Below are 20,976 nucleotides of genomic sequence, written 5' to 3'. Positions count from 1 at the left end.
CAAGGCGTATCCAGACCGTCCCGCGCTCGGTGGTCGAGTAGCCGAGCGACGGACGAGTGAGGCGTATCGAGGCCGTCGCGCGCTCGGTGGTCGAGTCGCCGAGGAACGAGGCGTATCGAGACCCCTCGCCCGTCGCCGATTTAGTAGCCCGCGCGAGACGCGAGTGAGGCGTATCCATACCCGCTCTCCCTCGATGGTCGAGTAGCCGAGCGAGGAACGAGCCAGGCGTATCGAGACCCTCTTCACAGCCTGCTTCCGACACTGTCCGTTGTCGGTGGTCCGCCGTAGAATCGAACACATGATCGAGGCGCTGGCAGATCCGAAGGCAGAGGTGGTTGACCTCTCTGCTTCCGAGTTGCTGCATGCGCTCCGCGAGCGCAAGGCGGTCGAGGACCGGGCCGCGGCCGATCAGCTCGACCTCGCCGCGCGGTGGGCGGACCTGCACCCGCCGGAGTCGATCCACACCGCCGCCGTCTTCGCCGACGGTGGCTGCTACGGCCTCGAGCACGAGGAGCCGATCGCCGGTGAGGGTTGTCCGGCGGTGGCGGAGTTCTGCATCGCCGAGCTCGGCACCGTCCTCGGCATCTCGTCGACGTCGGCGAAGCGGCTCATCGGTCACGCCCTCGAGCTGCGGCACCGCCTCCCGCGGCTGTGGGCTCAGGTCCAGGCCGGGCAGGTGCCGGCCTGGCGCGCCCGGACGGTGGCGGAGGCGACGATCCACTCGACCCCGTCCCTGACCATGGAGGCAGCGCGGTGGGTCGACACCCAGGTCGCCGCTGTCGCCGGGCGGGTCGGTCCCGCGCAGCTCGACCGGTTGGTCGCGGAGACGATCAAGCGCCACCGCCTCGACGCCCACGACCCCACGAAGGATCCTGAGGACGGCTGGCAGGACGTCGACCCGCGCCACGCGACCCTCCACGCCGAGGACGTGCACTACGCCGGCACGATGCGGTTCGAGGCCGAGCTCGACATCGCCGACGCCCTCGACCTCGACCGAGCCCTCACCCACGGCGCCGAGACGCTCGCGGCGTTGGGATCAGTCGCACCCTTGGATTCCCGCCGCTCGCAAGCGCTCGGCGACCTGGCCCGCACCCAGACCGCCCTCGACCTCCACGCCCAAGGCTCGAGTGCCACCAGGAGCGAGGACGGTCTACCGGTTGCCCGGGAGGTGGTGCTGCACGCCCACTTCGACGCGTCCCTCGACGGGCTGGACACGGTCTTCGGTCCCACCGGGCGGATGGAGGAGGGCCAGCGGCTCGTTCTCCTCGACCAGGTGCGGGACTGGTGCGGCGACTCCCGCACCAAGGTCACCATCAAGCCGGTCATCAACCTCTCCACCGAGCTCACGGCACCGGGCTACGACATCCCCGACCGGATCCGTGAACAGGTCATCCTGCGTGACCGCACGTGTGTGTTCCCGTGGTGCACGCGACCCGCACGCGGTTGCGACATCGACCACGTCGTTCCCTTCGACCACGACGCCGCCGCCAAGGTCCGCCCACAACCGGGTCCGACGGTCAGCTCGAACCTCGCCCCGGAGTGTCGCTGGCACCACCGCCTCAAGACCCACACCGCCTGGCGCTACGAGGTGACCGGACCCGGTGTCTACGAGTGGACCAGCCCCCACGGCCACCGATACCGACGCGACCACACCGGCACCACCCGGATCAGTGGCGCTGCCGATGAGGCCGACCCACCCGACCGACCATGACCCCGCCCCACACCCCGCCGGAATGACCACGGCGGGGCTACACGCACGCGCGGGCTCCGATCCCCCGCTGCATGAGCCGTCGTCGCGCCGCGTCACCGGCCCTGATGCCCCGCACGATGCCAGGACCGAGCAGCTGCCGCCGACCGCCATCCGTCGACGGCGACGGGCGCCACCCGTCCGCCACCCTTCCGACCAGGCGTTCGCTGCGGACCGGACGCGCGGGCCTGACCGCCCCCGATCCATCCGGTGCCACCGCCGCTCGCAGGCCCGTAGAACCGCGGCGCTGACCAACCCACACGGACCCACTCGACTGCCAAGATGCTGCCGACGCCGATCCGAGCGTCCCGCAACTGCCCCACGTGGGGAGCTGCGGCACCACGTGGAGCGAGGTCGGATGCTGGAGCTGTTCGTCGCGTTGACCCTCCTCGCGGGCAACGCGCGCTATGCGGGCACCGGCGGGGCCCCACGGTTCCGCGCGCTCTCCGACGACCGCGCCAGGGCCACGCACGAGTCGTTCACGACGCACGTCCAGGACTGGCTCCTCTTCTTCAACGTCGTCGCCTCCTCGGTGAGCGCGGCGCTGGCTGCCTACCAGCAGTGGTGGCTCGGGGTGCTGCTGTCGTCAACTGCGCTGGCGGTGTCCGCGGTGGCGCGGGTCCTTCGGCGATCGGCTCGCTCGAACATCCTCGCCGGCTTCGCCGAGCGCGACCTGGAGCCGTTGCACCTCCGGGAGACGAGCAGGCGCCGCGAACGGCGACAGCTGCAGCTCGCCGGCGTGGCGCTCGTCGGCTACGTCACCTTCCGCGTCATGAGCTTCGTCGCGGAGGAGAGCGGCGACACCTGGCCGGCGGTGGCCGGCTTCATCGGCGTGATCCTCACTGCTGGTGGAGCGCTGGGGCTGGTGGGGTCGATGGCGTGGAGGTTCGGCGACGAGCGCCCTGCGTCTGACCGCTCCAGCGACCTGCCCTGACGCGACGCGCAGAGGTCAGGACCCCGGCGCGGAGCCCGCGCCCCCGCGGCGTCGCGCGGCGACCTGCCGCCACGCGATCAGGGCCTGGACGGACGCGAACGCCACCAGCACCCCGAACAGCAGCCCGTACCCGACGCTCACGACCATCCATCCCACGACCACCGGGAAGCCGAGGATCGCGACCTGGAAGACAAGCCCGGCGACGGGCAGGACCCGGGCCGCCGTCGACTCCGGAGACACCGCGACGGCGTGCGCCTGGGTGGCCGGCAGCGCAAGCCCGTAGCCCAGCCCCATGGCTGCCGAGGCGGTCGCATAGGCGAGCGGGTCGGACCCGACGGCGAGGAAGGACGCCACCGCGGCCACCATCACCGTGATCGCGACCGCGATCACCCGGGTCTGGTCGAACCGCCTGACCCACGGCGCCACCACGAACCGGACCGCGATCACCGCGACGGTGTAGGCGACGTAGAACACCGAGTAGTCGAGACCCCGGTCGCCGGCGAAGGTCGTCTGGAACTGGGTCATCGTGGTGAACAGGCAGGCGAACAGCGCGATCACGACGAGCCACGGCCCGACGGGCGAGCGGGCGATCGTCCCGGCGGCCGACAGCAGGCCGACGGAGTGCCCGGCGGACTCGCCCGGCTCGGACCCCGACCCCGGGCCGCGGCGGTCCGGCGTGAGGAGCGCGGCCACCACGGTCGCGACGACTGCTGCGGCGCAGACGAGACCTGCCACGACGAAGGTGCCGCGGAAGCCGAGCGAGGTGGTCACGAGCCAGCCGGCCAGCACCGGCCCCGTACCGATCCCCAGCTGCTGGGTCCCGGTGAGGTAGCCGAAGTACGTCACCCGGCCGGAGTCGGTGACCATCTCGTTCACCACCATCGGCATGACGGTGTAGACGACCGCCCAGGCGGTGCCCAGGAGCACGCCGACGGCCACCAGTGGCTCCCAGCCCTCGCGCACCGTCGCGGTCGCGGCGGCGGTGACGCCGAAGACAGTGATGGCCGACGCCTGCACCCACTGGGGCCGCAGCGCCTCGGGATGCCGGCTGAGCAGCACCAGGGCGAGGGCGGCCGGGACGACGGCGGCCGACAGCACGACCCCGAAGCCGGCCTCGCTCCCGCCCAGCGCGAGGACGTACAGCGGGAGGAGCAGCAGCATGCCGTAGGCGGTGGAGATCCCGAGCGCCGCTGCCAGCACGGCGACGACGGCGGCGGGTCGCACACCGGGCAGCAGCGCACGGCCACCACCCTGCGCGTCGAGGGTCTCGCCCGTGTTCGCTCCCATGCGTCTAGGGTCGAGCAGAGGCACGCCGGACACCATGCACAAGTGGAGGCAGGGAGGGCGTCATGGTTGCCGATCCAGCAGCCGGTCGGGGTCCAGAGCTCCGACGTGGCAACAGCCTGCTCGACAGCGTCAACCGGGGCATCCTCGACGCCCTCGCCGCCGACCCCCGGATGAGCATCGCCGCCCTCGCCCGGCAGGTGGGCATGTCGACCCCGACGGTCCGCGAGCGCGTCCGGCGGCTCGAGGAGGCCGGCGTCATCCGCGGCTACCGCCTCGACGTCGATCCCGCCGCGATCGGACTGCCGGTGGCGGCGTGGGTCAGGATCCGGCCCGGCCCGGGTCAGCTGCCGCGGATCGCCGAGCTCGCCGAGGCCACCCCCCAGGTGAGCGAGTGCCACCGGATCTCCGGCGAGGACTGCTTCCTGCTCAAGGTGCACGTCGCCCGGATCGAGGACCTCGAAGGGGTGCTCGACCAGTTCCTCGTTCACGGGCAGACGACGAGCTCCTTTATCGTGTCCTCTCCCGTGCTGCCGCGGACCGTCCTGCCCGTGGGCGTCAGCCGGAGCGCTCGTACCGGCAAGTAAGTTTGGCCCCGTGAACTTCGTGAGCCGCCAGAGCATCGTCGCCGCCCTGACCCTCAACGCACTCCGACCGCCGCGCCACCAGCGCGCCGGGGTCCCCGCCTTCGTCGCGGGTTGGCTCTTCGGCGAGACCGCCCCGCAGATGCTCGCCCTGACCGCCCTCGACGCCGCCACGCACCTCACGCGGAGCCGACGGCAGGGAGCCGGCGCGAAGGCGGGACTCGCGCTGGCCGGCGCCAGCGCCCTCGGGCTGGCCCACATCATCCGGCAGAGCCGGCGCGTCAAGGACGGGTTCGAGGAGGCGCTCGTCGAGGGCCTCGGCGTCGACTACGTCGAGCAGCTCGACGAGGTGCCCGACCCCGCCGACCTCGCGACGCCGTGGCGGCGCCTGGCCCGGCCGTTCGACTTCGCCGACGACGCGGTGCGGGTGATCGAGAACCTGCCCTACTCCGAGGCCGGCAGGCGCGGGCACCTCGACATCTACCTGCCCGCGGGCGAGGACGCCATCGCGGACGCCCCCGTGCTGCTGCAGGTCCACGGCGGCGCCTGGACGCTCGGGACCAAGGAGCACCAGGGCCGACCGCTCATGAACCGGATGGCAGCCAAGGGCTGGGTGTGCGTGGCGATCAACTACCGCCTCGCTCCGCGCGACCCGTGGCCCGCGCACATCGTCGACGTGAAGCGCGCGATCGCCTGGGTCAAGGACAACATCGCCGACTACGGCGGCGACCCCGACTACGTCGCGATCACCGGCGGGTCGGCCGGCGGCCACCTCACCGCGCTGGCCGCCCTCACGCCGGGAGACCCGCTCTTCCAGCCCGGCTTCGAGGACGCCGACACCAGCGTGCGGGCGGCCGTGCCGTTCTACGGCGTCTACGACCTCGCCGGCTCCACCGGGCTCGCCAACGCCATCGGCATGCGCGACGGGTTCCTCGGCCCGCGTGTCATGCAGACCACGTGGCAGGACTCGCCCGAGGTCTACGAGGCGGCCTCGCCGATCCTCCGGATCACCCCGGACGCACCGGACTTCTTCGTCATCCACGGCGAGCTCGACTCCCTCGTCTCCGTCGACCAGGCGCGGCTGTTCGTCGCGGACCTGCGGCGCACCTCGGAGAAGTCGGTCGTCTACGCCGAGCTGCCCGGCGCCCAGCACGCCTTCGACACGTTCCACTCCATCCGCAGCGCGCACGCGGTGCGGGCGGTGGACCGCTACCTCAGCTGGCACTGGAACACGTGGCGGCACGGGCTCGAGGCCGACAGCGGCGTCGAGCCCGACGAGCTCGACGACTCGGCCTGAGCCCGCGCCGGTCCACCGACCAGGGCGGTCAGCCCTGGCTGATGAAGCCCACCTGGTTGCCGGCAGGGTCGGTCAGCAGCGCCAGCGACGTCCCGCCGCCGACCTCCGACACCGGGCGTACGACGGTGCCGCCGGCCGCCTCGACCTCGGCCACCTTCGCGGCGAGGTCGTCGGTGTCCCAGTAGACGACCGGGCCGATCATCTGGTCGGCCGCACCCTGGGGGTTGAGGCCGATCTCCTGCCCGCCGACGGAGAAGCCGACGTAGTAGGGCGTGTCGGTGTGCGGCTCGACCCCGAAGGCGGTGGTGTAGAACGCCGTGGCGGTGGCCAGGTCGTCGACGGGGATCACGATCGAGTGGTTGCTCATGGTCTGCTCCTTGGTCGGGATGTGCTTCCACCCACCTGACGAGCGGGAGCCGCCGGGTGTGACCGTTGTCGACGGACTAGTGTCGTCGCTCGTGCCGCATCCCGACGAGCGCTCCGTGATTCCGTCCGACCTCCCCGCCGACCTCCTCGAGCACGCGCGCGCCGCGAAGGGCTTCATGCCCGAGGACGAGGGTGCCCTGCTGCACCGGTGGGCCCGCGAACGGCTGCCGCACGGCCCCGCCCTCGAGGTCGGCACCTACTGCGGCAAGTCGGCGATCTGGATCGGCGGCGCCGCCCGCGAGGTGGGCGGGACCGTGTTCACCATCGACCACCACCGCGGCTCGGAGGAGAACCAGGCCGGCTGGGAGCACCACGACGACACCCTGGTCGACCCGGCCCTCGGGGTGATGGACACCCTGCCGACGTTCCGGCGCACCATCGCCGACGCCGGCCTCGAGGAGCAGGTGGTCGCGGTCGTCGGACGCTCCGAGACCGTCAGCCGGTGGTGGCGCACACCGTTGTCGCTGCTCTTCGTCGACGGCGGGCACGGCGTCGAGCCCGCCCGCGCGGACTTCCGCGGCTGGCCGCACTGGGTGATGTCCGGCGGCGTGCTGGTCGTCCACGACGTGTTCCCCGACCCCGCCGACGGCGGCAGACCGCCGTACGAGGACATCTACCTGCCGGCCCTCGCCAGCGGCGCCTTCACCGAGGTCGACGTCGTCGGCTCGATGCGGGTGCTACGCCGTACGTCGGGCGACGCCGGCGACCCGCTCGGCTGATCCGGCTGTCGAGCCGGGCGAGTCGGGCGACGCGCACCCGCAGGCCAGGCCGATCTCGGCGAAGTCGGGCGCGAGCGTGGTGCCCCGCATGATGTCGGCGCCCGGCGTGCCGTCGGAGAGCGCGTCGACCGCGAGGACGACCGCCGCCGCGGTGTAGGTGGTCTGCTCGACCGGCCAGTTGACGTCGTCGGGCCAGACGTAGCCGGTCCAGTAGGAGCCCTCGTCGGTGCGCAGGTGCTGCATGTCGGCGAGCAGCTGCAGGGCACGCTCGCGGTCGCCGAGCGCCTCGAGGGCGAGCACCAGCTCGCAGGTCTCGGCACCCGTCACCCACGGGTTGGTGGAGACGCAGCGGATGCCCAGGCCGGGCTCGACGAAGGTCTCCCACCGCTCGGCGAGCAGTCGGTGCCCCGCCTCACCCCGCACGGCGCCGCCGAGGACGGGGTAGTACCAGTCCATCGAGAACTCGGACTTGTCGAGGAAGAGGTCGCGGTGCTCACGCAGCGCGTGCCCCAGGCGCCCGCCGGCGAGCTCCCACCCGACCTGCGGGTCGCCGAGCAGCCCCGCCAGGGCGACCCCGGCACGCAGCGCGTGGTGGATGCTCGACGACCCGGCGAGCAGCGCCTCCTCGTTGACCGCGGCCGGCGCCCCGTCGCGCCACTCCTGCGACCACGCCATGCCGCCGAAGGGGAGCTGCATCGACACGACGAAGTCGAGCGCGCGCCGCACCGTCGGCCACATCCGGTGGACGAAGGACTCGTCGCGCGCGACCAGCCAGTGGTGCCACACCGCGACCGCGACGTACGCCGACATGTTGGACTCCCCGGAGTGGTCCTCGACCTCGCCCACCACGATCTTCATCGGCCACGAGCCGTCGGCACGCTGGGACGCGCGCGCCCACGCGAACGCGCGCTCGGCGGCCTCCCGCTCGCCGCCCACCATCAGCGCCATCGCCGCCTCGAGGTGGTTCCACACGTCGGTGTGCTCGCCCGCGGTCCACGGGATCGCGCCCGACGGCTCCTGCGCGGCCGCGATCGTGGCGGCCGTCTGCTCGACCTGCGCCCGCGTGAGGATGTCCCCGATGGCGAGGGCGGGACTCATGCCGGCTGGTCCCCCGGCTGGTCCGTGAGCGGCTTCGTGAAGTAGAGGACCATGCTCTTGCCGATCACCGGGTCCAGCACCTTGCCGGCCCAGCGCAGGGCCGTGGGATCCTCGATGATCTCCCACACCAGGAGCCGGTGGTAGGCCTTGGCGAGCGGGTGCTCGTCGTAGGTCACGCCCACCGCGCACTTGATCCACCAGTAGGGCGTGTGGAGGCCGTGGGCGTAGGACTTGCCGGTGAACACCATGGCGTCGCCGGGGGTGCCGTCGTTGGCGCGTCCGGCCTTGGTCACCTTGTCGACCAGCTCCTCGGCGGTGTAGATCCGCACGTGGCCGCCCTCGGCGTTGTGGTAGTCGTCCGACAGCTTCCAGTTCACGAGCTCCGGCAGCCAGCGCGGCACCGAGACGGCCAGGGTGCCGCCGGGCCGCAGCACCCGCACCAGCTCGCGGATCGCGTCGACGTCGGCATGGATGTGCTCGAGCACCTCGGCGGCCACGACCCGGTCGAACTCACCGTCGGCGAAGGGCAGCGCCAGCGCGTCGCCCTCCTTGACGTCGGCCTCGGCCCCCGGCGGGACCTCCCCGGCCTCACGCATCGCCGCGAACCACTCCCGCACGGTCGCGAGCTCGTCGGCGTCCTGGTCGAAGGCGACCACGTCGGCGCCGCGCTTGTACATCTCGAAGGCGTGCCGGCCGGCACCGCAGCCCATGTCGAGCACGCGCTCCCCCGCGCGCAGCCCGAGCCGGTCGAAGTCAACGGTCAGCACGGCGGCTCTCCTCCTGCTCACGCCGGAACCCGGCGATGGTCTCCTCGTAGGCGCCCGCCGTGGCCTCGGCCACCGCGCGCCAGCTGAACAGCTGCTCGACCCGGGCGCGTCCGGCCGCGCCCATCGTCGTACGACGCTCGGGGTCGTCGAGCAGGCGGGCGATCGCCGCCTCCAGCTCGCCGACGTCGCCCGGGGTCACCAGGTCGGCGCACTCGCCGTCCGGCCCGACCACCTCCGGGATGGCGCCGGCGCGCGAGACCACCAGGGGCGTGGCGCAGGCCATCAGCTCGGCGGTCGGCAGCGAGAACCCCTCGTAGAGCGACGGCACGCAGGCGACCTCGGCCGACCCCATCACCTCGACGAGCTCGGCGTCGCTGACCCCGCTGACGAACGTCACCCGATCGGCGATGCCGAGCTGGTCGATGAGCTGCTCGGTGCGGCCGCCCGGCTCCGGCCGGGTGACCAGCACCAGCGACAGGTCGCGCTCGACGCAGAGCTTGGCGAAGGCCTCGAGCAGGGTCGCGATGCCCTTCATCGGGGCGTCGGCGCTGGCCATGGCGAGGATCCGGCCGGGCACGCGGGGCGCGGTCGGCGGCGTGAAGACGTCGTCGACGCCGAGCAGGATGGTCTGCATCCGTGCCGGGTCGACGCCGAAGTCGCGGGCGATGTCGCGGCGCGAGGACTCCGACGGTGTCAGGACCTTGCGCAGCCGCTTGGCGACCCGGCTCTGCATCCGCAGGAAGCCGTACCAGCGGCGCAGCGTGAGGCGCTTGCGCCACGTCGGCGCGGTCTGGAGGTCGATCTGGCGGTCCATCGTGATCGGGTGGTGGATCGTGGCGACCACCGGGAGCCCGTAGGACTCGAGCTCGAGGATCCCGGTGCCGAGCACCTGGTTGTCGTGGGCGACGTCGAAGTCGCCGGCGCGGTCCTTCATCAGCCGGGCGATGCGCGAGCTGAACGTCTTGGGCTCGGGGAACCCGGCCGTGCACATGGTGAGGAACTCCTCGACGTCGATCAGGTCGCGGAACTCGCGGAGCCGGGGGACGCGGAAGGGGTCGGGCTCGCGGTAGAGGTCGAGGCTGGGCACCTTCGTCAGCCGCACGCCCTCGTCCAGGTCGGGGTAGGGCTGCCCGGAGAACACCTCGACCTCGTGCCCGAGGCGCACCAGCTCACGGCTGAGGTGGCGGATGTAGACGCCCTGACCGCCGCAGTGCGGCTTGCTCCGGTAGGACAGCATGGCGATGCGCACGGGGCCATTATGCCTACTCATCGGTAGGCGCCTCGCCGCTCACCCCTCGCTGGAGTGACCGGGGAAGACGTGCGCCGTCGGGTCCAGCGCGACGGCGGCGTTGTTGACCGCCGTCGCCGCCTCGCCGAAGCCCACGGCGATGAGGCGCACCTTGCCGGGGTAGTCGGTGATGTCACCGGCCGCGAACACCCGCGGCAGGTTGGTCCGCATCGCCGAGTCCACGACGACGTGCCGCTTGTGGGTCTCCAGCCCCCACCGCTGGATGGCCCCGAGGTCGGCGATGAAGCCGAGCGCCGCGACGAGCGCCTGCGCCTCGAGGACCCGCGGCTCCTCGCCGTCGACGCTGACCTCCACCTCCTCGAGGTGCGACTCCCCGCGCAGCGCGGTGACCTGGGCGTTGGTGATGATCTCGACGCTCGACGCCGTGACCTCCGCCACCGTGCGCTCGTGGGCGCGGAAGGCGTCGCGCCGGTGCACGAGGGTCACCGAGGCGGCGAGGGGCTCGAGGTGCTGCGCCCAGTCGAAGGCGCTGTCCCCTCCCCCGACGACCACGACGTCCTTGCCGGCGTACGGCGCGAAGCTCGGCACGAAGAACTCCATGCCGCGGCCCACCCAGCCGTCACCCGCCGGCAGCGGCCGCGGGCTGAACTTGCCGATGCCGGAGGTGATGAGGACCGCTCCGGCGGTGATGCGGGTGTCGTCGTCGAGCGTGACGACCACGTCGTCGTCGCCGTGCTCGAGGGTCGTCGCGGTGCGGTCGAGCAGGTACGTCGGGTGCGCCGTCGCGGCCTGCTCGACGAGGCCGGCGACCAGGTCGCGACCCTTGACGCTGGGGAAGCCGGCGACGTCGTGGATCGCCTTCTCGGGGTACATCGCGGTGATCTGGCCGCCCAGCTCCGGCAGGGAGTCGACCACCACGACGCTCATCCCGCGGAAGCCGGCGTAGTAGGCCGAGAACAGGCCGGTCGGGCCCGCGCCGATGATGAGCAGGTCGGTCGTCAGGTCGTCCACGCCGTGATCCTCGCCGCCCAGCGCGGCGCCCACAAGGGCCACGGCTCACAGCCCTCGTCTCACAGGGCGTCGAGCTCGTCGACCTTCCACGTCCCGTCGTCGCGCTCCAGCGTGACCAGCACGCGGTCGAGGTCCAGGGTCGGCTCCTCGAGGTCCTCGGCGGACGTGCTCTGGTTGACGAACACCAGCACCCGCGCGGCGTCGGTGGAGGCGGTGACGACGGCCGTGTCCACCACGTCGGCGGAGGCGACGGTGCGGTCCTCCTGGCTCGAGGTCGTCACCCCGGCCATCGTCCGGTCGTAGCGCACCTGCATCGAGTCGGTCATGAGCGCGCGGGCCGCGGCCTTGTCGTCGGCGAGGGTCTCCCAGGAGTAGCTGTAGGCCCGCGCGACGGCCTCGGACGCCGCCTCGCGGACCGCGTCCTTCACCGACACGGACGCGACCGACGCGTCCGACGCGTCGGCCACGGCGACGTCCGGCGGCGGGCTGGCGGGCGAGCGCGCCAGCCACACGACGACGGCAGCGGCGGCGACCACGAGGACCGCCAGGACGACGACCATGGTGCGCCTCTGCGTGGTCACCCGGTCACCTCACGAACTCGACGTCGCTGGTCAGCCACCGCTCGCCCTCGCGGACCAGGTCGAGGCGCAGCCGGTAGTAGCGGACCTGCGCCTCGCCACCGGTCGTGGTGTTCTGCACGGTGCTGTTGGCCGCGACCAGCACGGTGCCCGTGTCCTCGTCGAGGTCGCCCACCCCGAGCGCGACCACCTCGGCGGTGGAGGTGGCCTTCGTGCGCACGGCCTCCTGCTCGAGCGTCCTGCGCTGCGCGGCGTACTCCTCGGCGAAGTCGCCCGTCGCCCCGGCGAGCACGGCGTCGGCGACGCGGTCCATGTCCTCGTGGTCGACGGTGAGGAACGCCAACGCCTCGGCCCGGGCGGCCGCCGCCACCTCGCGCTGCGCCGCGCTCAGCTCGTCGTCGACCTGTCCGCGGTCGGAGACCAGGACACCGATGGCGACCAGCAGCGCGACGAGCACGACCACGAGGGCCCCGACCACCCACCTGCCGCTCCGCACTCCCACGCCGCGAACCTAGCCCAGCCGGTCGCCCGTGTGCCGCTGCCCCGCCTCCCTAGACTGCGTTCTCGTGAGCCGGCCCATCCACTACCTGACTGCGCACCCCTCGGCGATGCTGCTGGGCGCGCAGCTGCTGCAGGTGCTCGCGTGGCCGTTCCTCGAGGACTCGATCGTCGGGCGGGCGTTCCTCGGCGTCATCGGCATGCTGGCCGTCGGGTCCGCGGTGCTGGCGGTGCGGCGTACGCCCAACGTGAGCCGCGTCGTCATCGTGCTCGGCGCCCCGGCGATGGTGCTCACGCTGGTCGAGGCGGTGTTCCGCGACAACGACGCGATCGTGCTGGCGTCGGGACTCCTGCACGCACCGTTCTACTTCTACGTCTCCTACGCGATGCTGCGCTACCTCTTCCACGACGACGAGGTGACGACCGACGAGTACTACGCCACCGGGGCCGCCTTCACCGTGGTGGCGTGGGGCTTCGCGTACGTCTTCTCGGTCGTGCAGGTCGTCTGGCCCGACTCGTTCACCAACGCCGAGGGCTTCGGCCGCCCCTGGTTCGAGCTGCTCTACCTGTCGTTCTCGACCCTCACGAGCGTCGGGCTGTCCGACATCGTCGCCGTCGGCGCGCAGGCGCGCTCCGTCGTCATGGTCGAGATGATGGTCGGCGTGTTCTACGTCGCCATGGTCGTCGCCCGCATGGTCGGGCTGACGATGATGCGCCGGCGCTGAGTCGAGTCCCGGGCCGGGACCCCGGGCTCAGTCCTCGGAGCCCTCGTCGTCGTCGTCGAGGAGGCCCTCGCGCTCGGCGGCCGCGACGATGCGACGGATGTTGTCGATGTCGCCGCAGTCGGCGTCGAGCTGGGCGTTGCGCTCGGTGAGGAACGCCTCCCCGAGCCGCACCAGGACCTCCTCGGAGATCTCCTCGCGGGCCGGGTTGAGGATCGTGAGCTCCTCCTCGGTGAGGTGGTGGTTGAGGGCCGTGGCCAGCTCCTCCACCGCGTCGTCGAAGGCCTGCGTGTCGGTCCCCTTGAGCTCGAGCACCTTGAGCATCGCCTCGTGTCCCTCGGCGTGCTCCTCCTCGCCGTGCTCGGCCTCGTGCTCGGTGATGGCGTCCTTGCGCCGCAGCTGCGGGTAGACGTGCTTCTCCTCGGCCTCGGCGTGCGCCACGTGCAGCGCGGCGAGCGCCTTGCGGACGCCGTCGCGGTCCGAGGTGCTGTCGCGCAGGTCGCGCATCAGGGCCTCGAAGCGACGGTGGTCGTCGAGGATCAGGTCGATGACGTTGCCCGACACCGGGCGGCCGAGGTCGATGGGAGTGCTCATGCGAGCGACGCTAGTCCCCCGCGCGTCGCCACGACACTCCTCCCACCTCCAGAGGGGTGGGTCGGGCGTGCGTGCCTACGATGGGAGGCGTGCCGGGCATCGAGGTGTGGAGCCAGTTCGACCACGACCCGCGCCTTCCCGCCAACGCGCCGATGCGTGCCTCGGACCGCGACCGCGCCGTGATCGAGACGGTGCTCGCCGACGCCTTCGCCGAGGGACGCCTGACGCGCGCGGAGTACGACGAGCGCTCCGACGCCGCGATCGCGAGCCGGACACTCGGCGACCTGATGCCCCTCGTCGCGGACCTCCCGGTCACCCGGGCGCCCCGGTCCAGCCTCCCGGAGGCGGCCGAGCGGGCCTACGTGCAGGCGCGCCGTCAGGCGGTGTGGGGCTTCCTGTCCGCCTCGCTCATCTGCTGGGCGATCTGGGTCGCGACGAGCTTCGGCGGCGACGGCTTCACCGCGCAGTTCCCGTGGCCGCTCTTCGTGATGCTCGGCACCGGGCTCAACGCCGGCCGGGTGGTCTGGCAGAAGGACGAGATCGTCGAGGAGGAGACGCGCCGCCTCGAGAAGCGGGAGCGCAAGGAGCTCAGGCGCCGCGACGAGGGTCTCTGACGCCCCCGCGGTCCTACTTCGTGGCCTCCATCATCTGGCGGAGCTCCTTCTTGAGGTCCGAGATCTCGTCGCGCAGCCGGGCGGCCACCTCGAACTGCAGCTCGGCGGCCGCGGTCTTCATCTGGTCGGTGAGGCCCTGGATGAGCTCGGCGAGGTCGGTGCTCGGGATGCCGGCGGTGTCGGGGGCCTCGGCGTGGATGCGCGACAGCGCGGGCGTCGGCGACTTGCCGGCCCTCACTCCTCCGGCGCGGCCCTTCTGGCCGACGTCGGCCCAGGTGCGCAGCAGCTCCTCGGTGTTCTCGTCCTCGCGCGCCAGCATCTCGGTGATGTCGGCGATCTTCTTGCGCAGCGGCTGGGGGTCGATGCCCCGCTCGGTGTTGTAGGCGACCTGGATGGCGCGACGACGGTTGGTCTCGCCGATCGCCATCTCCATCGACGGGGTGATCTTGTCGGCGTACATGTGGACCTGGCCCGACACGTTGCGCGCGGCGCGGCCGATGGTCTGGATGAGCGACTTGTCGGAGCGCAGGAAGCCCTCCTTGTCGGCGTCGAGGATCGCGACCAGCGACACCTCGGGCAGGTCGAGCCCCTCGCGCAGCAGGTTGATGCCGACGAGGACGTCGTACTCGCCCATCCGCAGCTCGCGGAGCAGCTCGATGCGGCGGAGCGTGTCGACCTCGGAGTGGAGGTAGCGGGTGCGGATGCCGGCGTCGAGGAGGTAGTCGGTGAGGTCCTCGGACATCTTCTTGGTCAGCGTGGTCACCAGGACCCGCTCGGCCTTGTCGGAGCGGGTGCGGATCTCGTGGATGAGGTCGTCGATCTGGCCCTTGGTCGGCTTGACCACGACCTCCGGGTCGATCAGGCCGGTCGGGCGGATGATCTGCTGGACCGTGCCGTCGATGCCGCCGACCTTGTCGAGCTCGTAGTTGCCGGGAGTGGCGGAGAGGTAGATCGTCTGGCCGATCCGGTCGAGGAACTCCTCCCACCTGAGCGGGCGGTTGTCCATCGCGCTGGGCAGCCGGAAGCCGTGGTCGACGAGGTTGCGCTTGCGCGACATGTCGCCCTCGTACATGCCGCCGATCTGCGGCACGGCCACGTGGGACTCGTCGACGACGAGCACGAAGTCCTCGGCGAAGTAGTCGAGCAGGGTGTTGGGCGCGCTGCCCGGCGTGCGGCCGTCCATGTGCATCGAGTAGTTCTCGATGCCCGAGCACGACCCGACCTGGCGCATCATCTCCACGTCGTAGGTGGTGCGCATCCGCAGCCGCTGGGCCTCGAGCAGCTTGCCCTGCTTCTCGAAGGTGGCGAGCTGGTCGTCGAGCTCGAGCTCGATGCCCCGGATCGCGCGCTCCATCCGCTCGGGACCGGCGACGTAGTGGGTGGCCGGGAAGACGTGCAGCTCGGTGTCGTCGGAGACGACCTCGCCCGTGATCGGGTGGAGCGTCATCAGCCGCTCGATCTCGTCGCCGAAGAACTCGATGCGGACCGCGAGCTCCTCGTAGACGGGGAAGATCTCGAGGGTGTCGCCCCGGACCCGGAACGTGCCGCGGGTGAACGACATGTCGTTGCGGGTGTACTGGATCTCGACGAGGCGGCGCAGGACCGAGTCGCGGTCGTGCTCCTCGCCGACCTTGAGCCGCAGCATGCGGTCGACGTACTCCTGCGGGGTGCCGAGGCCGTAGATGCAGGACACCGTCGAGACCACGATCGTGTCGCGGCGGGTCAGCAGGCTGTTGGTCGCGCTGTGGCGCAGCCGCTCGACCTCCTCGTTGATCGAGGAGTCCTTCTCGATGTAGGTGTCGGTCTGGGGGACGTAGGCCTCGGGCTGGTAGTAGTCGTAGTAGGAGACGAAGTACTCCACCGCGTTGTTGGGGAAGAGCTGGCGCAGCTCGTTGGCGAACTGCGCGGCGAGGGTCTTGTTGGGCTGGAGCACGAGGACGGGACGCTGCAGCTGCTCGGTGACCCAGGCGACCGTGGCGGTCTTGCCGGTGCCGGTCGCGCCGAGGAGCACGACGTCCTTCTCCCCGCCCTGGATCCGGCCGGTGATCTCCTTGATCGCGGCCGGCTGGTCGCCGGACGGCTCGTAGTCGGACACCACCTTGAAGGGGGCCACCCGGCGCTGCAGATCGGTGACTGGACGCATGCGTCGAGCGTACGCGGAGCCACCGACAGCGGGCCGGCGCGCTGGCCCTACGCTCGCTGCCATGCCCCCGGACGGCCGCCCCGACGCAGACCGGCCGCCCGACCACGTGCTCGACCTGTTCGTCGCCGACGGCGTGCTCGAGCGCCTCCCGGGCGGGCGTGGGACGAGCTGGCGGGCCGGCGACCTCGTCGTGTCGCCCGGGCACGACGCCTCCGAGGAGTGGCTCGCCCCGCACCAGGCCCGACTGGCGGTCCGGCTCGACGAGGCCGTGCCCCGCTCGCTCCGGCTCGCCCTCCCCGTCCCGGCGCGCGACGGTCGGCTGGTGGTCGACGGGTGGGCGGCCACGCGCTTCGAGCCGGCGACGGCACCGTGCAGGGACCTGGCCGCCCTGCGCGCCACCGCCCACCTCCTGCACGCCCTCCTGGCCACGGCCGTCGCGGAGCGTCCGGCCGCCCTCGACGTCCGGACGGACCGCTGGGCCGCCGCCGAGCGGCAGGCGTACGACGCACCGGCCGCGCTCGCGGCGGCGCGCAGGCGTCCCGAGCCCGGCCTCGCCGCGCTCGTGCAGGACCTCGTCGCGGGGCTGGACGGGACCGACCTCGGGCGCGAGCAGCTGGTCCACGCCGACCTGGCCGGCAACGTGCTGCTCGACGCGGCCGGCACCCCGTTCGTCATCGACCTCTCCCCCGCCTGGCGCTCGCCGCTGTGGGCAGAGGCGGTGTGCGTGCTCGACGCCGTGCTGTGGCACGGCGCCCCGACCGGTGCCCTGGCCGAGTGGCGCAGCGTCGCCGAGGGGCAGGCGATGCTGAGAGCCGCGCTCTTCCGCGTCCTCTCCGACCAGCCGTGCGACGTCGGACGCTACGCCGCGCTGGGCCTCGTGTGACGCCGGGCGGCTGCACCGGGCACCTGCTGGCTAGATTGTGCGCGTGACCGTCGCCCGCACGCTGACCACCGTCCGGCGCACCCTGCTCGGTCTGCTCGGCCTCCAGATCGGGCTCGCGGTCGTGCTGTCACTGGTCGACTCCTACCGGCGCCGCGGCAAGAAGCCGAAGCCGTTCCCGGTGACCGGGCCACAGACCGTCCCGGTCGGCGCGGGCGAGATCACCACGTACACGTTCGGGCGCGACCTCTACGACGACATGCTGGCCGCGATCGACGGCGCGAAGAAGCAGATCCTCTTCGAGACCTACATCTGGAAGGGCGACGACATCGGGTGGAAGTTCAAGACCGCCCTGACCGCCGCCGCGGACCGCGGTGTCGACGTGCACTGCATCTACGACGGCTTCGCCAACGTGGTCGTCTCCCCCGCCTTCAAGCGCTTCTCGCCGTCGCTCAAGGTGCTGCGCTACCCGATCTGGACGGCCGGCCTCCGGTTCTGGAGCCTGCGGGGCTACGGCCGCAACCACCGCAAGATGCTGGTCGTCGACGAGGAGGTCGGCTTCCTCGGCGGCTACAACATCGGCTCGGCCTACGCGACCGAGTGGCGCGACACGCACGTGCGGATCAGCGGGCCGGGCGTGTGGGACATGAAGCGGGCGTTCGCCGACTTCTGGAACCTCAACCGGCGCCACCGCATCCGCCGCAGCGAGCGCCCCCTCCTGCTGGAGACCGCCTCGGACTGGGACCCGCAGATCCGGATCCACCGCAACATCCCGCGCCAGTGGTCCTTCCCGATCCGCAGCATGTACCTCGAGGCGATCAACCGGGCCAGCCGCAACGTCTGGCTGACCACCGCCTACTTCCTGCCCGACCAGGACTTCGTCGACTCGGTCGCCGACGCGGCCCGGCGTGGCGTCGACGTGCGGATCCTGCTGCCGCTCAAGTCCAACCACATCGTCGCCGACTGGATCTCGCGCGGCTACTACGGCCAGCTGCTCGCGGCCGGCGTGCGGATCCTGCGGTTCAAGGACGCGATGGTGCACGCCAAGACCGCCACCATCGACGGCAGCTGGTCGACCGTCGGCACCGCCAACATCGACCGGCTCAGCCTGCAGGGCAACTACGAGATCAACCTCGAGGTCATCGACCCGGCCTTCGCCGCGGTGATGGAGGACGTCTTCCGCACCGACGAGTCCAACTGCCTCGAGCTGACCCTCGCCGAGTGGGAGGCCCGCGACCTCAACCGGAAGTTCACCGAGAGCTTCCTCGCACCGCTGCGCCCCCTGCTCTGAGGAGCAGGATCCAGGCGGCGACGGCGCCGATCCAGGCCAGACCGGCCACGTAGGCCAGCGCCTGCCACGACGACCAGTCGAGCGCGTCGCCGTGGCGGGCCAGCGCGACCCCCTCCAGCACGACGAAGGCCGCCCCGGTCCAGCCGAGCGGACGCACCTGGTCCACGTCGTCGATCAGCCGCGCGTGCGCCGCGGCCCAGCCGAGCCCGACGAGCCAGGCGCCGACGGCGCGCGCGGTCAGCGGCGTCAGCGGCCACGCCCAGACCTCCGCGGCCTGCTCGGGCGCGAGCAGCAGCGCGACCCCGGTCCCGACCAGCACCACCGCGAGGCCCACGAGCAGCCACCGCAGCGCGACCGGCAGCGGGAGGCGTACGACGTCGGGCGCGGGCGTGGTGACCCGCCGCTGCAGCACGAGGGCGACCACCATCGCCACCGGGACGCCGGCGTAGATCGCGATCCAGCCCCAGGTGATGAGCCGGGCGCCGGTCGGCTGGTCGGCCCCGAGGTGGAACTTGTCGAGGTGCACGAGCGTGACCACGAGGGTCAGCGTGGTGAAGACGAGCACCGTCCACACCGTCAGGCGCGCGCGTCCCCAGCCGGCCGATCGGGCGCCCGCGACCTCCAGGACGGCGCTGGACCAGTAGGCCGCGCCCAGGAAGACCGCGGTCATCGGGACGTCGATCGTCCACGAGAACCACTCGTCGGTCCGGGAGGTGAACACGGTCAGCTGCAGGCCGGCGAGGAAGACGAGGAACGCCGCCAGGACCAGGATCGCGCGCATCGGCCGGGCGACCACGACGTCACGGCGCCGGGTCGCGTGGTCGCTCATGCCCTCGCCGTGGGCGCCGGGTGGGACGCGAGGTAGCCGTGCAGCAGGGCGATCACGGTGGCACCGTCGCCGACCGCGGTGGCCACCCTCTTGATGGACCCGGCACGCACGTCGCCGACCGCGAACACGCCCTCCATGCTGGTCTCGAGCGGCAGCCGGGACGCGTGCCCACCGGCCTGCGCCGCGTCGGGACCGGTCAGCACGAAGCCGGTGTCGTCCCGCTCCACCTCGGCGGGCAGCCAGGACGTGCGCGGCACCGACCCGATGAGGACGAAGAGTCCCGAGGCGGGCACGTCGTCGCCCTCGTCCGGCGCCCCGTGCGGGTCGGCGAGCCGGAGCCCGGCGAGGCACCCGTCCTCCTCGGTGCCGCCGACGACGGCCGTGCGGTAGCGGATGGTGACGTTGCGCGTGGCCTCCAGCTGGGAGATGAGGTAGTCCGACATGCTCGCTGCGAGCGAGGGCCCGCGGACCAGCAACGTGACCTGGCGGGCGTAGCGGGCCAGGTGGAGCGCCGCCTGGCCGGCGGAGTTGCCGCCGCCCACGACGTAGACCTCGCCACCCGCCATGGACGGGGCCTCGGACACCGCGGCGCCGTAGAAGACGCCGCGTCCCACCAGCGCCTCGAGGGCGGGGACCTCCAGCCGTCGGTAGTCGACGCCGGTGGCGACGACGACGCTGCGCGTGCGGGCGACCGTGCCGTCGGTCATCGTCACCGTGTGCAGGCCGTCCTCGGTGCCGAGCTCCACCACCTGGCGCAGGAAGGAGTACTCGGTGCCGAAGGACCACGCCTGCTGGAAGGAGCGGAAGGCCAGGTGGGCGCCGCTGACGCCACGGGAGAAGCCGGGGTAGTTGCGGATCAGCGACGACGTGCCGGCCTGCCCGCCCACGGCCTGCTGCTCCACCACCATCGTGGACAGGCCCTCGGACGAGGCGTAGACCGCGGCGGCGAGGCCGCTGGGTCCGGCGCCCACCACCACGACGTCGTAGACGTGGTCGGCCGGTGGCGGCCGCATCAGCCCGAAGGCATCGGCGATCTCCAGGTCGGTGGGCGCGACGAGGGTCGTCGGCGGGGTCGTGAAGGCCAGCTGGAGCACCGGCAGGTCGGGCTCGGTCAGTCCGAGCCCCGCGAGGAGCCGGGTGGCCGACTCGGTGCCCACCTGGTGGAAGCCCACCGGGATGTGGTTGCGCCCGAACGAGTCGCGCAGGAAGTGGGTGCGCTCGTCGCGCTGCTCGCCGATGATCCGCACCGCCTCGAACCCGATGCCCTGCGCGAGGTGCCAGTCGTCCAGGGCGTCGGTGATGGACCCGTGGAACTCCTCGTCCCGCGGGCGCTCCGGTCGCAGCAGCAGGAGCTCGGCGTGGCCGTGGCCGATGGCGGCGAACACGTCGCCGGTGCTGGCGAAGTCGCCCCAGACGGCGGTGATCGCGCGCTTCGCGGACGGGTGCACCGAGTAGGCCCGGCGGAGGAAGTCGATGCCGTCGCGGTCGTCGGGGCCGTAGCAGGCGATCACGAGCGCGACCTGCCGCCCCCACCGCCGCAGCCCCTCCAGCACCGCGCGGGCGTGGGCGTACTCGGCGCACACGACGACCTCGTAGTCGCCGCCGTACCTGCGGCGAAGCTCCGACCCGAGGACGCCGCGCGACGTCTCGTCGGTCGTGGCCAGCAGCAGGACAGGATCGGCGTCACCCATGTGGGCCTCCCTCAAAGCCT

21 protein-coding genes are annotated in these 20,976 nt (G+C 72.1%); 9 read left to right on the top strand and 12 right to left on the bottom strand.

The window, feature by feature from the left end; translation table 11 throughout:
* The first annotated feature begins 355 nt into the window (after positions 1-355).
* Both HN031_RS20155 and HN031_RS20150 read left to right on the top strand, forming a co-directional pair.
* Entirely contained in the window at positions 356-1,711 is a 1,356-nt protein-coding gene (locus HN031_RS20155) for an HNH endonuclease signature motif containing protein (RefSeq protein WP_172274670.1), read from the top strand.
* 394 nt (positions 1,712-2,105) lie between these two features.
* On the top strand, positions 2,106-2,681 hold the full coding sequence (locus HN031_RS20150; RefSeq protein WP_172274667.1) for a hypothetical protein: 576 nt from the start codon (positions 2,106-2,108) through the stop codon (positions 2,679-2,681).
* 15 nt (positions 2,682-2,696) lie between these two features.
* On the opposite strand, the gene HN031_RS20145 is transcribed toward HN031_RS20150, so the two are convergent.
* Positions 2,697-3,968 carry an MFS transporter gene (locus HN031_RS20145; protein WP_172274664.1) on the bottom strand — a complete coding sequence of 424 codons (1,272 nt, stop codon included), beginning with the start codon at positions 3,966-3,968 and terminating at the stop codon, positions 2,697-2,699.
* 62 nt (positions 3,969-4,030) lie between these two features.
* On the opposite strand from HN031_RS20145, the gene HN031_RS20140 reads away from it, so the two are divergent.
* Positions 4,031-4,552, top strand: a complete 522-nt coding sequence (locus tag HN031_RS20140; protein WP_172274661.1) for an Lrp/AsnC family transcriptional regulator — start codon at positions 4,031-4,033, stop codon at positions 4,550-4,552.
* A 10-nt stretch (positions 4,553-4,562) separates the two neighbouring features.
* On the top strand, positions 4,563-5,846 hold the full coding sequence (locus tag HN031_RS20135) for an alpha/beta hydrolase (RefSeq protein WP_172274658.1): 1,284 nt from the start codon (positions 4,563-4,565) through the stop codon (positions 5,844-5,846).
* 28 nt (positions 5,847-5,874) lie between these two features.
* On the opposite strand, the gene HN031_RS20130 is transcribed toward HN031_RS20135, so the two are convergent.
* The gene (locus tag HN031_RS20130; RefSeq protein ID WP_172274654.1) at positions 5,875-6,213 is read right to left on the bottom strand and encodes a VOC family protein; all 339 of its coding nucleotides are present in this window, start codon (positions 6,211-6,213) and stop codon (positions 5,875-5,877) included.
* Between the two features lie 115 nt (positions 6,214-6,328).
* Here HN031_RS20130 and HN031_RS20125 point away from each other — a divergent pair, with 115 nt between their 5' ends.
* On the top strand, positions 6,329-6,991 hold the full coding sequence (locus HN031_RS20125) for a class I SAM-dependent methyltransferase (RefSeq protein ID WP_367650828.1): 663 nt from the start codon (positions 6,329-6,331) through the stop codon (positions 6,989-6,991).
* Here HN031_RS20125 and HN031_RS20120 read toward each other — a convergent pair.
* From HN031_RS20120 to HN031_RS20095, 6 genes are read right to left on the bottom strand one after another with little or no spacing between them, the layout of a single operon-like run.
* Positions 6,950-8,089 (bottom strand): prenyltransferase, encoded by a 1,140-nt coding sequence (locus tag HN031_RS20120; protein WP_172274649.1) that lies wholly within the window; start codon positions 8,087-8,089, stop codon positions 6,950-6,952. The genes HN031_RS20125 and HN031_RS20120 overlap by 42 nt on opposite strands.
* Positions 8,086-8,856 carry a class I SAM-dependent methyltransferase gene (locus tag HN031_RS20115; protein WP_172274646.1) on the bottom strand — a complete coding sequence of 257 codons (771 nt, stop codon included), beginning with the start codon at positions 8,854-8,856 and terminating at the stop codon, positions 8,086-8,088. Before HN031_RS20115 ends, HN031_RS20120 begins: the two co-directional genes overlap by 4 nt.
* Entirely contained in the window at positions 8,843-10,105 is a 1,263-nt protein-coding gene (locus tag HN031_RS20110) for a glycosyltransferase family 4 protein (protein WP_172274643.1), read from the bottom strand. Before HN031_RS20110 ends, HN031_RS20115 begins: the two co-directional genes overlap by 14 nt.
* Positions 10,106-10,144: 39 nt before the next feature.
* Positions 10,145-11,116 (bottom strand): NAD(P)/FAD-dependent oxidoreductase, encoded by a 972-nt coding sequence (locus tag HN031_RS20105; protein WP_172274639.1) that lies wholly within the window; start codon positions 11,114-11,116, stop codon positions 10,145-10,147.
* Positions 11,117-11,175: 59 nt separating this feature from the next.
* On the bottom strand, positions 11,176-11,697 hold the full coding sequence (locus tag HN031_RS20100) for a hypothetical protein (protein ID WP_172274634.1): 522 nt from the start codon (positions 11,695-11,697) through the stop codon (positions 11,176-11,178).
* Positions 11,698-11,701: 4 nt separating this feature from the next.
* A complete protein-coding gene (locus tag HN031_RS20095; protein WP_172274630.1) occupies positions 11,702-12,196 on the bottom strand; it encodes a hypothetical protein in 495 nt (164 codons plus the stop codon).
* 64 nt (positions 12,197-12,260) lie between these two features.
* Here HN031_RS20095 and HN031_RS20090 point away from each other — a divergent pair, with 64 nt between their 5' ends.
* Entirely contained in the window at positions 12,261-12,917 is a 657-nt protein-coding gene (locus tag HN031_RS20090; protein WP_322425336.1) for an ion channel, read from the top strand.
* Between the two features lie 27 nt (positions 12,918-12,944).
* On the opposite strand, the gene HN031_RS20085 is transcribed toward HN031_RS20090, so the two are convergent.
* A complete protein-coding gene (locus HN031_RS20085) occupies positions 12,945-13,508 on the bottom strand; it encodes a hemerythrin domain-containing protein (RefSeq protein ID WP_172274627.1) in 564 nt (187 codons plus the stop codon).
* A gap of 89 nt (positions 13,509-13,597) precedes the next feature.
* Between HN031_RS20085 and HN031_RS20080 the strand changes: the two genes are divergently transcribed.
* On the top strand, positions 13,598-14,122 hold the full coding sequence (locus HN031_RS20080) for a DUF1707 domain-containing protein (RefSeq protein ID WP_172274622.1): 525 nt from the start codon (positions 13,598-13,600) through the stop codon (positions 14,120-14,122).
* Between the two features lie 13 nt (positions 14,123-14,135).
* Here HN031_RS20080 and uvrB read toward each other — a convergent pair whose 3' ends face one another.
* Entirely contained in the window at positions 14,136-16,265 is a 2,130-nt protein-coding gene (uvrB, locus tag HN031_RS20075; protein WP_172274618.1) for an excinuclease ABC subunit UvrB, read from the bottom strand.
* A 61-nt stretch (positions 16,266-16,326) separates the two neighbouring features.
* Between uvrB and HN031_RS20070 the strand changes: the two genes are divergently transcribed.
* On the top strand, positions 16,327-17,148 hold the full coding sequence (locus tag HN031_RS20070; RefSeq protein WP_172274613.1) for an aminoglycoside phosphotransferase: 822 nt from the start codon (positions 16,327-16,329) through the stop codon (positions 17,146-17,148).
* Between the two features lie 43 nt (positions 17,149-17,191).
* Positions 17,192-18,436 (top strand): phospholipase D-like domain-containing protein, encoded by a 1,245-nt coding sequence (locus HN031_RS20065; protein WP_322425340.1) that lies wholly within the window; start codon positions 17,192-17,194, stop codon positions 18,434-18,436.
* Here HN031_RS20065 and HN031_RS20060 read toward each other — a convergent pair.
* Positions 18,396-19,265, bottom strand: coding sequence for a hypothetical protein (locus tag HN031_RS20060; RefSeq protein ID WP_172274609.1), 870 nt, complete (start codon positions 19,263-19,265; stop codon positions 18,396-18,398). The genes HN031_RS20065 and HN031_RS20060 overlap by 41 nt on opposite strands.
* Positions 19,262-20,956: an FAD-dependent oxidoreductase gene (locus tag HN031_RS20055; protein ID WP_172274606.1), complete on the bottom strand. Its 1,695-nt coding sequence runs from the start codon at positions 20,954-20,956 to the stop codon at positions 19,262-19,264. The genes HN031_RS20060 and HN031_RS20055 overlap by 4 nt, the downstream gene beginning before the upstream one ends.
* Positions 20,957-20,976 lie beyond the last annotated feature (20 nt).

It is taken from the genome of Nocardioides sp. zg-1308 (assembly GCF_013155375.1).
In the GTDB taxonomy this organism is placed as follows: Bacteria; Actinomycetota; Actinomycetes; order Propionibacteriales; family Nocardioidaceae; genus Nocardioides; species Nocardioides renjunii.
The sequence above is the reverse complement of the archived record's forward strand: the minus strand, read 5'-3'. Positions and strand labels throughout refer to the sequence as shown.